Origin of the sequence: Devosia sp., assembly GCF_040509215.1 — a bacterium.
GTDB lineage: Bacteria > Pseudomonadota > Alphaproteobacteria > Rhizobiales > Devosiaceae > Devosia.
Map to the genome: position 1 here is coordinate 1 of NZ_JBEVLL010000239.1, position 12,303 is coordinate 12,303.

Annotated in this window: 12 protein-coding genes; 4 read left to right on the forward strand and 8 right to left on the reverse strand. The window is 62.6% G+C overall.

Annotation, left to right across the window (positions count from 1 at the left end):
- From ABW043_RS13220 to ABW043_RS13230, 3 genes are all read right to left on the reverse strand, one after another.
- The coding region (locus tag ABW043_RS13220; protein WP_353921674.1) for a DUF1190 domain-containing protein at positions 1-499 on the reverse strand (499 nt) is incomplete at its 3' end.
- An 11-nt stretch (positions 500-510) separates the two neighbouring features.
- Positions 511-912 carry a DUF350 domain-containing protein gene (locus ABW043_RS13225; RefSeq protein WP_353921675.1) on the reverse strand — a complete coding sequence of 134 codons (402 nt, stop codon included), beginning with the start codon at positions 910-912 and terminating at the stop codon, positions 511-513.
- Positions 913-1,004: 92 nt separating this feature from the next.
- Positions 1,005-1,664, reverse strand: a complete 660-nt coding sequence (locus tag ABW043_RS13230) for a DUF2491 family protein (protein WP_353921676.1) — start codon at positions 1,662-1,664, stop codon at positions 1,005-1,007.
- Positions 1,665-1,869: 205 nt separating this feature from the next.
- Between ABW043_RS13230 and ABW043_RS13235 the strand changes: the two genes are divergently transcribed.
- Complete coding sequence (locus ABW043_RS13235) at positions 1,870-2,316, forward strand: DUF2170 family protein (protein WP_353921677.1); 447 nt, start codon at positions 1,870-1,872, stop codon at positions 2,314-2,316.
- Entirely contained in the window at positions 2,313-3,041 is a 729-nt protein-coding gene (locus ABW043_RS13240; RefSeq protein ID WP_353921678.1) for a PspA/IM30 family protein, read from the forward strand. Before ABW043_RS13235 ends, ABW043_RS13240 begins: the two co-directional genes overlap by 4 nt.
- Before the next feature lie 98 nt (positions 3,042-3,139).
- On the opposite strand, the gene ABW043_RS13245 is transcribed toward ABW043_RS13240, so the two are convergent.
- The 4 genes from ABW043_RS13245 to ABW043_RS13260 all read right to left on the reverse strand — a co-directional run bounded on the left by ABW043_RS13245 (position 3,140) and on the right by ABW043_RS13260 (position 7,204).
- Complete coding sequence (locus tag ABW043_RS13245) at positions 3,140-4,195, reverse strand: hypothetical protein (protein ID WP_353921679.1); 1,056 nt, start codon at positions 4,193-4,195, stop codon at positions 3,140-3,142.
- 116 nt (positions 4,196-4,311) lie between these two features.
- Positions 4,312-5,847, reverse strand: a complete 1,536-nt coding sequence (locus ABW043_RS13250) for an ATP-binding protein (protein WP_353921680.1) — start codon at positions 5,845-5,847, stop codon at positions 4,312-4,314.
- Positions 5,844-6,539: a response regulator transcription factor gene (locus tag ABW043_RS13255; protein ID WP_353921681.1), complete on the reverse strand. Its 696-nt coding sequence runs from the start codon at positions 6,537-6,539 to the stop codon at positions 5,844-5,846. The genes ABW043_RS13250 and ABW043_RS13255 overlap by 4 nt, the downstream gene beginning before the upstream one ends.
- Positions 6,540-6,631: 92 nt before the next feature.
- Positions 6,632-7,204, reverse strand: a complete 573-nt coding sequence (locus ABW043_RS13260; RefSeq protein ID WP_353921682.1) for a TetR/AcrR family transcriptional regulator — start codon at positions 7,202-7,204, stop codon at positions 6,632-6,634.
- Between the two features lie 157 nt (positions 7,205-7,361).
- On the opposite strand from ABW043_RS13260, the gene ABW043_RS13265 reads away from it, so the two are divergent.
- Positions 7,362-8,759, forward strand: a complete 1,398-nt coding sequence (locus ABW043_RS13265; RefSeq protein ID WP_353921683.1) for an MFS transporter — start codon at positions 7,362-7,364, stop codon at positions 8,757-8,759.
- Between the two features lie 75 nt (positions 8,760-8,834).
- On the opposite strand, the gene ABW043_RS13270 is transcribed toward ABW043_RS13265, so the two are convergent.
- Positions 8,835-10,766: an alpha/beta fold hydrolase gene (locus ABW043_RS13270; protein ID WP_353921684.1), complete on the reverse strand. Its 1,932-nt coding sequence runs from the start codon at positions 10,764-10,766 to the stop codon at positions 8,835-8,837.
- A 172-nt stretch (positions 10,767-10,938) separates the two neighbouring features.
- Between ABW043_RS13270 and hisD the strand changes: the two genes are divergently transcribed.
- On the forward strand, positions 10,939-12,231 hold the full coding sequence (hisD, locus tag ABW043_RS13275) for a histidinol dehydrogenase (RefSeq protein WP_353921685.1): 1,293 nt from the start codon (positions 10,939-10,941) through the stop codon (positions 12,229-12,231).
- The last annotated feature ends 72 nt before the right edge of the window (positions 12,232-12,303 follow it).

The window sequence follows — 12,303 nt, forward strand, 5'->3', positions numbered from 1 at the left end:
TGTTCTGGCGCGACGGGGCAACCATGTCGCCGCCCGGCCGGGTGCCGGGGGTTACGGTCTGGCCGGTGCGGTTGCGATAGATCGGCGACGAGCCATAGGCGTAGCCGTTGTTTATCCGCTGGTCGCGATAGCGGTTGTAGTCGCCGATATTGTTGAGCGTCGAGGACAGGAGGTAGCCGGCAAGGAAGGGCGTAAAGAAGCTGCCGCCACCACCTGTTGCCACCGGCTGCTGTTCGGCGCATTGGCCGACACCGTACTCGGCTTCGCATGCGGCAAGGCCGTCAAACTTGGGCGAAGACTGAAGGTGAGCCTGCATGGCATCCTGATAGCCGGCCTGGCACACCTGGGCGTCCATGCCGGCGGTGATGCACTGATCGACCGAGGTGAAAAGCACTTCGCCCGGCGGCTCGCCGGCGCAGCCGGCCAGGGCTAGCGAAGAGATGGCGATGGTGCCAAGGGTCAGGAGTGGCGGCTTGCGACCGCTGAGACGTCTGCGCATTGCGTCCTCCCTCAATAGGTCATGCAGGCGGCGTTGAGAATGCCGACGGCCAGGGCGATGCCGCCACCCCAGATGCCGGCCGTCAGGTCGCCATTGGTGATCTTTTCGTGCAGGTTCTTGAGCGTGAAATTGGCGATGTAATACGCCAAGATCTGCGCCAGGATGCCGATCACGGCCCAGATGATGTAGTCGACGATGCTGACCGAATTGGCGGCGGCCGAAGCGAGCGGCAGGCTGAAGCCAAGAATGGCGCCGAGGAAGGCGGTCACTGCCGCCATATTGCCCGCCCGGATCAGCTCCACCTCGCGGTGTGGCGTGATGGCGGTATAGACGAGAGCAAAAGCGCCATAGGCAGCAAGGCCGATCGCGAAGTAGCCGAGGAAGGCCGGCAGGCCCGCCACATAGTCAAGCATGTCGAAACTCCTTGGATAATCCGTTCAATCTTGTTTTGTCGCGCTTCCGAACCGCAAAACCGTTGCCACTTTTGCTGGAAGCGCTCCAGGTATCAGACGCGGCGCACATCGGCCGGCGTGAGCCCATAGCCGATGAGGAATTCAACCGAGCTGCCCGTCTGGCTCTGCCCCTGCCCCAGATCGCGCTCGACATTGATCAGCAGCATTTCGCGCGATTGGCCGAGCGGACGATAGTAGAGCATGCAGGTCTGGTGGATGGAGCGTAGGGCCTCGCCATCGTCGACCTTTTCGACGAACTCGACCAAGGCTGTGCGCTCCGGGCCTTCGCCCCAGAAGCGATGAAAATGGATGCCATCGGCATCATATTGTTCCTGCCCGATGAGCCCATTGGGGCCGGTCCAGCGCGACCAGGCCTGCGGACCAGAGGGCACGACACTGTCCCAGGGATGATAGAAGCTGACGTCTTCCACCGCATCGCCGGGCTTACCGCCGCCGGACATGGTCTGGATCATGCGGTGCTCGTCATCATAATAGCGCGAGAGCACGCTCGAAGCGTCGAGCTGCACTTCGCCGTAGGCAGCGACGATGAACGGCCCGCTCATCGGCAGCGGCATGGCCGGATCACCACCAAGGGCATTGGCTTCGAGCGACAGAAAATCAAGATCGAGCGCGCCGCCGATGCCGACGGCCAGAGGCCCCCGCTCGACCGGCAGTGGCTTTTTCTCGTCTTTGCGGCCAAACCAACCGATCATGCCCTGCTCCCCTCTGCGGCCACGAACCCCGTACAAAGCTGGATTCATCGCTCCTATATGGTAGCGATGCGCCGGGATGCTAGGAAGGCGAACCGCACCAAATATTGGCGACAAGTCGCCACAGGCAAATATGGTTGCGGTCACAATGTGATAGTACCATATGCGCAAAGGCGCCCGCACAAGCCGGCCGATATCGACAGATCCCATGGAGGACCTATTGGATACCTGGAACCTCACGACCCTGACGCAGCTTTTCGCGTCTGATCCCGAAGCCCTTGGCGATGTGGACGTGCATGTTCCGCCCGAGGGAAATGTCCTGTTCGTGACGCTCAAGGAAAAGGGCGATCTCGACGTCTTCGTCACGGTCAGCGGCGATCGCGATATTCTGGCCAGCGTCATCCTCGCGCCCTGCAAGGACGTTCCCAATCGCGAAGCCTTCGAGCGCATGGTCCTCAAGACGCACAAGCTGGTGCCGCTTTCGAGCTTTGGCATCACCCAGATCGATGGCGAAGAATGGTATGAACTGTTCGGCTCGCTTTCGGCTCGCTCCAGCGCCGAGGCCGTGGTCGAAGAAGTCGCCGTGCTCGCCGCCAATGCGGTCGATGCGGCTGACATGATCAATGAATGGAAGAATGGGGAGTTCGCAGCGTGAGCGCCTGGGGTAAAATCTTCACCGCCATCCGGGGCGGGGTCAACGAAGCCGCTGAATCCGTCGCCGACGGGCAGTCGATGCGCATCCTCGACCAGGAAATCCGCGACGCCGAACAGTCCCTGCGTCAGGCGCGTTCGGACCTTGCCGGCATCATGGCCTCCAACAAGAGCATGGCGCGTCGCATCGAGGAAAACCGCACCAAGGAAGCCAAGGACACCGACAGCGCCCGCGCGGCCATCGCCGCTGGCCGCACCGACCTCGCTCAGGGCCTTGCCCAACGCATCGCCACCATCCGCGGCGAATTGCAGCGTGACCAGGCCGAACTCGACCAGCTCTTGCCGCGCCAGCAGCAGATGCTGCGCACCATTCAGGACACCGAAGCGCGCATCACCCAGATGAAGCGCGAAGTCGAGAACGTCAAAGCCAATGAATCGCTGCTCAAGGCGCAGTCGGCTCTGGCGCATAGCCAATCGGGCATCAATACCCGCCTCGGCAGCGCCGTCGACAGCCTCGAACGCATCAAGAAAAAGCAGGAAGCAACCGCCGGTCGCATCGCTGCCGGCGCCGAGCTTGCCGCGCTCGAAAACGGCAACGACCTCGATCGCCAGTTGCGCGAAGCCGGCATTGGCGGCTCCAGCCAGTCAGCCGACGACATCCTGGCCCAGCTCATGTCGCCGACCACTTCCGATCCGCTCGCCCTGCCTCAGGCCAAGAAGCAGGACTAGACCGGCATTCATCGCCATCTGGGGATGTGCGGCCAGCTTCGACACTCCGTCGATGTGCCGCACACCCTTCCAGTGAAGCACAGGCGCTGCCGCGCTTGTCAGTCCGCCAGACAGGGCAGCACGTCCTCGGTGAAATACGGGTCCTGGTTGACCCAGAACATGTAGTTCACCTTGAGGAAATCCTCTGCAAAGGCGTGCAGCATGGGAACGAGATTGGTGCGTTCGCTGACCACCTCTTCCGAGTTCGTCTCGCCGATGTAATTGCCATCCTGAACGGCAATGCCCAGCGGCACCGCGAAATCCATTTCATGCATCATGGCCAGCGCGTGGTTGAGCTGACCCTTGCGCGTCACCATCAGGTCCGGGGCGCCTAGGCCGACGCCGATCTCGTTGCCAAACTCATAGATGCCGCGCAGATAGCCCTTGTCTTCCCAGGGCAGCCATTCGCCAGGCATGAAATTGGCATAGACCATGGTGGTCGATTTCGGGAAGGCAGCCTTCAGCGCCCGCATATTGGTCTTGATGCCCTCGACATAGCCATCGGGCGAGAAAGATGCGTCGGTTTCGGCCGACACCCCGATCGCGGTTTCCTGCAGGTTGATGCCCTCGATGCGGCCATCGAATTCGTCGCCGAGAGCCTTTAGCAGGCTGGCGAAACGAGCCTCCACCTTGGCGTTCCAACGCTTGGCAACCCAGCCCTCCAGAGAGCCGCTATCGGTATATTGGCCGGTGACACCGCCATCATAGGCATCGGTCAGCAGATAGCCGGGTACGGCCTTGTACTTGGGCGAGAACGTGGCATCCTGAAGCTGGATGAAGAGCGTCTTGCCGTGCTCGGCAAGGTAGTCGACATCGGCCCTGATCTCGGAAAAGTCGTACTGCCCTTCCTCAGGCTCGAGATTGCGCCAGGAATACATGACCTGAGCGCCAGCAAAGCGTGCATTGGTCAAAAGGGCATGGCCCTGCAGGGCGTCACGGTCGCGGCTGAAATAGACGAAATTGGCAATGCCACTGTCTGCGATGGGGCAAGTGGCACCGGTATAAGCCTCATGGGCCTTGAGGTAGCGGTCGGCCGGATTGCCCTCGGCCAAAGCCGGCACGGTCAGCGAAGAGCCAAGCGCAATCGCAAGGCCGAAGAGGAGCTTGAGGTTCATCAGGTTTCCTATTCGTTGGACAGGCTGGATGACGCCTGCGCTGCTGGCTCTATCTCGCCCGTTCCCCCGGTTCGCCTGCGGTGTCGTGCAGCTTTGGTGCAGATTGCGTGCAGAAATCAGGCGGGCGGAAAAACAATCTCGAAGCGCGCACCCCCCTGGCCGGGAACCGGGCGCAGGGTTGCGCCATAGAGATCGAGAATGGCGACAACGATGGCAAGGCCCAGTCCGGTGCCACCCTCATCGCGGCGCGTCGTGAAGAAGGGCTCCCCGATCCGCGCGAGATCGACATCGCCAAAACCCCGGCCATTGTCGCAGACCGCCAGCGTCCGGCCATCCCATGTGAGCACCAGCCGATCGGCACCATGATGAAACGCATTCTGCGCCATGTGGGACAGGATGGTTCGGCCATGGATCAATGAGAGGGGCAGTATCGCGTCTCCATCGGTGAGGGTGAACGCCACCTCCGCCTCCAATGGCACCATGTCCGCGAGCCGCCCGGGCTCGCCAGACTTGTGCTGGTGCGCCCGTGTCATCTCGCGCAACTGATCGAGCAGCCTGCCCATTCGCTCGCCCTGCTCACGGATCGTTGTCGCCAGATCATGCTGCGTCTGCGCCGACAGATCCCCTTCTTCGAGCAGTTCTGCAGCGCCGACAATGGCGGTCACGGGCGACTTCAGCTCGTGGGTGACATGATTGGTGTAGATGCCGATTTCCTTCGAGCGCCGCGACAGGGTGCGCGCCATCGTCAGGACCGCATCCCCAAGTTCGGCGATCTCGGCCATGCCATAATGCCTGAGCGGCAAGAGATCGGCCGCATCACCCTTGGCGACAAGGCGTGCCTGGTTGCGCAGGGCGAGCAGGGGCCGCAGCACTACTTGCACGAGAAAGGTGCCGATGACCAAGGCGCCGAGAAAGGTCACACCAACCAGCGTGACAAAGGCAGCGCCTTCCCTCGAAAAATAGCTCTCAAGCTGCGGCGGCGTGCGCGACATATAGATCGCCCCGATGACGCGATTGGCACTGATGACGGGATAGGCGATGAGCACGCGAAACCCGGCGCCGCGGGCGATCGAAAGCAGCGACCAGCGCGCATCCGCATCGCTGCGCCACCGCAGGGCCGCCCCGACGCCCCCGCGCAACGCAGTTTCAACTTCCGGCACGCCGGCAAAGCTCATGGGCGTTGCGGCGAGCAGATCGAGGCCCTGGAAATCGAGGAACACCACCCCCGACAGCGTCGTCCGGCTGGCACGATCCTCGAGCTTTTCCAGTTCGCCCGCAATCTGCCAGTGCCGCGCATCGAGCGTCTTGTCGCTCGGCGTGGCATCGGGCCGGGTGGGTTCGATGCTGTTTACGCGCAGATCGAGAAACGAAGTGAACGTCCGCGTCTGCGCATTCCAGAACACCCGCTTGTCGGGCGGCAGATAATAGCCCGGTATGGGCGCGTCCGAGCCGACCTCCTCAAAGGCATGCGCATAGACGCCGGCATAAATGGCGGCCTGCTTGATCAAGGCGGATTCGGTTTCGCGCATGAACCAGTTGGTGCCGATCTGCAGCGCAAGGAGCGCCACAACCGGCACGGCCAGGAGACTGGCGCAGACCACGAGCACGACCAGCGCCATACGCGGCCGCCATTTGCGCGGCACCTGATTCATGAAGCGCCCGGCCCGATCGTGCAGCGGCCAAGCCTCAGCCCAACGCCACGCACGGTCTCGATGACATCGACATAGCCAAGTGCCGAAGCTTTCGCCCTGATGTTGCGTATGTGGCTGTCGAGCGTTCGGCCCGAAAGGCTGGAATTGCCGCCATAGGCCTCGTTGATCATCATGTTGCGATCGATCACAGACCCCGGGCGGGTGAGCAGAATGGTCAGAACGGCAAATTCGGTTGCCGTCAGCTCGAGCACCTGATTGCCAAGGGTAGAGGCGTGGCGGTCGAGATCGATGACGAGGTCACCGTGGCTTTTCACCCGGTCCTGCGTGGCCCTGCCACGACCGAGTATCGCCTTGATCCGCAACACCAGTTCGCGCGGCGAAAAGGGCTTGGTGACGTAGTCGTCGGCACCGAGCTCAAACCCCAGTACACGGTCGATCTCGTCATCCTGTGCGGTCAGGAACAGCACCGGCACATCCGAGATGGCGCGAATGGCCCGGCAACAGGCAAATCCATCCATGGCGGGCATGCCGACATCGAGGACGACCAGATCGATGGGCCCCCGCCCTATTGCGTCGAGGGCGCCGCGACCATCCCTGGCTTCGACAACGCCCAGGCCAGCTTTTTCCAGCGCAACCCGAACCACGCCCCGGATGGCAGGATCATCATCTACAATCAAAATAGCCGGTGTCATCGTGCCCACAGGCCTCCCGCATAGGGCTCAATGCCGGCGGCCGGTTTAGCAGCCCCGCCCGGTGGTGGCGACATGAAAGGCAGAACGTCCCGTCACTGGCCGGTGGGCCGGACACGCAGTCCGTCGAGCGCCACGCCCAGCACCTTGTCGCGCAGCTCGACGCTGGCAAAATTGACCCCGGAAATGCCGCTGACGATCTGCATCACCTCGCTGACACCAACATCGCTGCGCACGAGCCCAGCGTTCTGTGCACGCGCCAGAAGCGGCCCGCCCGCTTCGACAAGACCCACGCGGCAGGCCTGCAAGGCCGTGGACTCGCGATTGAGCGCATCGACCAGCGCCCTTTTGGTCCCAACATAGTCGACGAAGCGGCCGAGCCAGGTCGTCAGAGCCGTCCAGGGTTCGAGATCGGCCACGTCGGTCGCCGCCTGGCATACCGCCTCCACCTCTTCGAGATAGACGCATTCGACCAGCATCTCGCGCGTCGGAAAATTTCGATAAAGCGTCGCAATGCCGACATTGGCCCGGCGGGCAATTTCCTCGAGCGGCGCGCCGGAACCCAGTTCTGCAAAGGCAATCCGGGCGGCCGCAATCAATGAATCGTAGTTGCGCCGCGCATCGGCCCGGGCCGGGCGGCGCTGTTCGAGTTCCAAAAGTGTCGTCATCGGCGTCATCCAATCGCAGAAAGCGCTTGCCAAACGCCCTGCCACATCTTAAACGGAGGCATCCTCCACTTATTCGGAGGCTCCCTCCATTCTACTCCCGACGACGCGCCCTGTCCAATGGCATCGCACGCCTGTCGATCCACACAGGAGTCATTCCATGACCCGCCCCTCCAATCGGATCGGCCTGATTTTCGCCCTGCTCGCCGCAGGCGCTGCCTCGATCTCCATGCTGCAGTCCCTGCTCAGCCCGGTGCTCTCGACGCTGCAAAGCGAACTCGATACCTCGCAGAACGCCATTTCCTGGGTGCTCATCGCCTTTCTCCTCGCCGGCGCCGTGGCAACGCCCATTCTCGGCCGCGTGGGGGATACCGTCGGCAAGGTCCGCACATTGCTCATCGCCCTTGGCGCCATGATCGTCGGCAATGTCATCTCCGGCTTTGCCCCCAATATCGAGGTCATGGTCCTCGGCCGTGCCGTTCAGGGCATCGGCATGTCCGCCTTCCCGCTATCCTTCGGCATCATCCGCGACGAATTCCCGGCCAATCGGCTCGCCTCCGCCGTCGGCACAATGTCTTCGGTGATCGCGGTTGGCGGCGGTATCGGCGCCGTTCTCGCCGGCCCGATCGTCTCCATGCTCGGCTGGCGCTGGCTCTTCTGGCTCCCCACCGTCGCACTTGTCGTCGTCGCCATCCTTGTCCGGCGGTTCATCCCCGAGAGCCCCGTCCGTTCCGGCGGGCGCATCAACTGGCTCGCCGCCACGCTCCTCGGCGGCTGGCTCATCGCCCTGCTGCTGCCACTCAGCCAGGCAACCCAATGGGGCTGGACCTCGCCCGCCGTCATCGGTCTCCTCGCCGGCGCGGCCATTCTCGCCGCCATCTGGGTTGTGGTCGAAACGCGCTCGGACAACCCGCTCATCGACATGCAGGTCATGCGTCTCCCCGCCGTCTGGACCACCAATCTTGTCGCCCTGCTTTTCGGCGCCGCGATGTTCTCCGTCTGGGCCTTCGTTCCGCAACTGATCCAGGTTCCGGCTTCGAGCGGCTACGGATTTGGCGCCAGCGTCACGCAGGCGGGCTGGATTATCCTCCCCATGCTGGTCACCATGGCCCTGGCCGGCACGCTGGTCGGACGTCTTGAAAAGCGCTTCAGCTTCAAGTCTCAACTCTCCATGGGCGCCGCCCTCGTTTCCCTCGCCTGCGCCGGCTTTGCCTTCCTTCATCACGATATCTGGCAGCTCACCCTGACCAGCGCGGTCTTCGGCCTCGGTCTGGGCCTCGCCTATTCCACCATGACCAATATCATCGTGCAGAGCGTGCCACCGACCCAGACCGGCGTCGCCACCGGCATGAACGCCAATATCCGCACCATCGGGGGCGCCATGGGGACCACCATCATGACCGCCATCGTCACGGCGCATCGTCAGCCCGACGGAATGCCGGTCGAAGAGGGTTTTGTCACCGGCTTTGCGACCTTTGCTGTCGTCGCCCTCATCGCCTTCCTTGTCACCCGCCTGCTGCCCAACCCACGCCCTCTCGTGCTGGCCGAGGCCGCCTGACACATGCACGGCGCTAGAAAAGAAAAGGGGCCAGCGATACCGCCGGCCCCTTTCTGTCTTTGGCTATGATAGCTGCTAGACGGCGCCGGCTTCGGCGGCCAACTGACCGAGCTTGACCTGCACGAGCAGGCTCAGTTCGTCATAGACGTTCCATTCGTCGACGATCTTGCCGTTCTTCCAGTGATAGTGGCTCATGCCCATCACCTGCACGCGCTTGCCCGTCGGATCGCCGAGGGTCCCGAGAATGCCATAGCCAAGGTGGTGGCCTTCCATGATCCAGCGCACGGCGACCTTGGTGCCGCCTTCTTCGCAGGGATTAGAGGCAACGTGTTGCACTTCGAACGAAGCGTCCGGCAGCGAGCCGATCAGGCCCAGATGCTGGTGGACGATGGCCGCATGGCCATAGAGCTCCTTCATCAGCGGCCCGTGGTACTGCGCGTTCGGCGCATAGTCCTGGGCGATACGCCCGAACATGCGCTTGGTGAAGATCTCGTGCAGCATTTCGATCGTCTGCGCTTCGATATCGTTATGCGCGAGCGACGTATCCGCCTTTTCGGTCGGCGGGGTCTGGCCGAGGAAGCGGCGGTTTTCGCCGATATCGAGCGAAATCAGGCCCGCATCGAACTTGGCCTTGGCCGTCTTCATGGCAAAGTGGTGCGGATCGAGCCCGAGCTGCTGGATGATCGCCATCGTGTCGGCGACAACCCATTCGCGATAGATCTTGTTTTCAAAGATCATGCAGTCGGCAATCGTGCGGCTGACAAACGGGCGCCCTGTCGGCTGGCCGAGATGACCATACTGGGTATGGCGGCCCGAACCGGTCACGAGATGGCTGGTGTAAAAACCTTCCTTGTCATTGCCGTTCCAGATCACCTGCGTGCCCATGCCGCGACGCTCGGGAAAGGACACAAGGCGCTGGATGGTGTCGCGCACCACGTCTTCGCGATTGTAGATCGTGCCGGTGGTGCCATAGAGCACGCAGTTATGCGTGTAATGGGTGTAGATCAGCCCGATGTCGCGCTCGTCCCAGATCTTGTGGGTGCAGCGGATGATGTAATCGACGATGTCGGTATAGATGTCGTCAAAGCCATCGAGCGACTGGCTGCGTGGCCGATTGGTCGGGGCCAGATCGGGATAGTCGTGGCGCTCGACCTGCAGCACGTTTTCCACGGCGATAGGCGAAGCGCCCTTGGTCTTGGGATTGCTCGTTGCGTCGCTCATTTCCGCTCCTTGGGTCTGTGACGGCTCGTTCGAGAATTGGTTTTGGGGCCAGCTCAGCCAGTCGCGCACATGACGCGCCACTGCGGCCGGATTTTCAAGCGGGCTGAAATGGCCGGCTTGGGGGATGGTGAAATAGCGCGCGCCAGCAATGCCGGCGGCAAGTTCTTCGTGGGCTTCGAGGCGACAAACTTCTTCGTCTTCCCCGGCAAGGATCAGCGTGGGCACCGCGATCGCCCCCAATCGCTTCCGGCTATCGGCCCGATGAATGGCAACTTCAGACTGCTCAGCCAGAGCGTCCGCCCCGGCATCCCGCGCCATGGACAGGATGGCCTCGCGCAGCTTTTCGTCCTTCGCATTGGCCGGCGAGACGAGCTTTTCCCAGCTATCGAGAATATAGCCATCCATCCCCTCGCCCCGCGCCTTTTCGGCAGCAGCGCGACGCGCCTCGGCATTGGCTTCGGGGTCCGGCCCTCCTGTCGTATCGACCAGCGCCAGCCGCTCGATCCGCTCCGGCGCCTGTGCCGCCATTTCCAGCGCCACGATACCGCCAAGCGAAAAGCCGAGCAGCGCAAAACGCTCCGGCGCCATCGCCAGCAGCCTTGCCGCCAGTTCCGGCGTCGTCCTCGCGCCCGTCATCGGCAATACGCGAATGTCAGAATGATCGAGCACCGCCAGCAAAGGCGCAAACAACCGCTCGTCGCATACCGTGCCCGGCAACAGGAGCAAAGGCACGGCGGTCGCACCGGACCGGTCTCGCTCCATATCGGGATTGGCTTGGCTGTTCATCGCTAACCGGTCACGGTTTGGCTTCGACGAAAGATCGAAACGCTCCTCACCAAAAAACTCTGGCAAACTTTGAATACGTATGCAAGAACATTCTCAGCCCAAAGGAGACGCCAGATGTTAGCAGTCTGCTAACCCATTGCCGTCTCGCGCTATCGTTTCGGAGACCGATGCAATGACCACTTCCCCCTTCCCCGGCGTCACCTATGTGAAGGCACCCGAGCGCTCGTCGATCAGCGACAATGCGCCGGTCGAAACCCTGGTCGCCGAGATCATCGCCAATGTCCGCGCCAATGGCGACAAGGCGGTCCGGGAATATTCGGCCAAGTTCGACAAGTCCGACATCGAGGTCTTCGAAGTCACCGCCGCGGAGCGCGAAGCGGCTCTGGCCGAACTCGATCCGCAAACGCGGAAAGACACCGAGTTTGCCATTGAAAACGTTCGCAAATTCGCCCAGGCGCAGCTCGCGACCATCCTCCCGCTCGAGGTCGAGACCCTCCCCGGCGTCCATATGGGCCACCGCGTCATCCCCATTCAGCGCGTCGGCTGCTACGTTCCCGGCGGCCGCTATCCGCTGCTCTCCGCCCCCATCATGACCATCGTCCCGGCCAAGGTTGCCGGCGTCGACGAAGTCATCGCCTGCCTGCCGCCCAATGCCCACAAGGCCATGATCGCCGGCTGCCATCTCTCTGGCGCAGATAGGATTTTCCGCATCGGCGGCGCCCAGGCCATCGCCGCCATGGCCTATGGCACCGAGACCGTTCCGGCCGTCAACAAGATCGTCGGGCCCGGCAATGCCTTCGTCAACGAAGCCAAGCGCCAGGTTTTCGGGCCCGTCGGTATCGACCAACTCGCTGGCCCGTCTGAGATTTTCGTCGTCGCCGACCAGACCGGCGATGCCGAGATGATTGCCACCGACCTCCTCGCCCAGGCCGAGCACGACATCCGGACCCGCGTCGGCCTCATCACCACCGATAAGGCCTTGGCCGAAGCGACGCTCAAGCAAGTCGAAGCGCAGCTCGAAACACTGTCCACGGCCACCACGGCCCGCGAAGCCTGGATCAACTACGGCGAAATCACCGTCTGCGAAGATGAAGCCGCGATGATCGCCTATTCCGATCTCATCGCCGCCGAACACCTGCAGGTGCACACCGCCGACGCCAAGGGCTTTGCCAAAAAGCTGAGGAATTACGGTAGCTTGTTCATCGGCGAACTCGCCAGCGTCGTCTATTCCGACAAGTGCTCGGGCACCAACCACACCCTCCCCACCATGGGCGCAGGCGCCTATACCGGCGGCCTCTGGGTCGGCGCCTATGTCAAGATCGCCACCCACCAGTGGCTCGACGAAGAAGGCGTCAAGCAGGTCGCCCCGCCCGCCGCCCGGCAATCGGCCAGCGAAGGCCTCGAAGGCCACCGCCGCGCCGCACAGCTCCGGCTGGACCGCATGCACGCCAAAGCAGGCGCATAAGCAAAAGGCCGGCGAAAGCCGGCCTTTTCAATTGATGCTAGATCCTCAGCCAGAAACCCTCCCACCCACCGG

Coding starts and splice junctions, on each gene's coding strand:
- hisD (WP_353921685.1), top strand. CDS start 10,939: ATGACCACTTCCCCCTTCCCCGGCGTCACCTATGTGAAGGCACCCGAG.
- ABW043_RS13270 (WP_353921684.1), bottom strand. CDS start 10,766: ATGAACAGCCAAGCCAATCCCGATATGGAGCGAGACCGGTCCGGTGCG.
- ABW043_RS13235 (WP_353921677.1), top strand. CDS start 1,870: ATGGAGGACCTATTGGATACCTGGAACCTCACGACCCTGACGCAGCTT.
- ABW043_RS13250 (WP_353921680.1), bottom strand. CDS start 5,847: ATGAATCAGGTGCCGCGCAAATGGCGGCCGCGTATGGCGCTGGTCGTG.
- ABW043_RS13260 (WP_353921682.1), bottom strand. CDS start 7,204: ATGACGACACTTTTGGAACTCGAACAGCGCCGCCCGGCCCGGGCCGAT.
- ABW043_RS13255 (WP_353921681.1), bottom strand. CDS start 6,539: ATGACACCGGCTATTTTGATTGTAGATGATGATCCTGCCATCCGGGGC.
- ABW043_RS13225 (WP_353921675.1), bottom strand. CDS start 912: ATGCTTGACTATGTGGCGGGCCTGCCGGCCTTCCTCGGCTACTTCGCG.
- ABW043_RS13230 (WP_353921676.1), bottom strand. CDS start 1,664: ATGATCGGTTGGTTTGGCCGCAAAGACGAGAAAAAGCCACTGCCGGTC.
- ABW043_RS13245 (WP_353921679.1), bottom strand. CDS start 4,195: ATGAACCTCAAGCTCCTCTTCGGCCTTGCGATTGCGCTTGGCTCTTCG.
- ABW043_RS13265 (WP_353921683.1), top strand. CDS start 7,362: ATGACCCGCCCCTCCAATCGGATCGGCCTGATTTTCGCCCTGCTCGCC.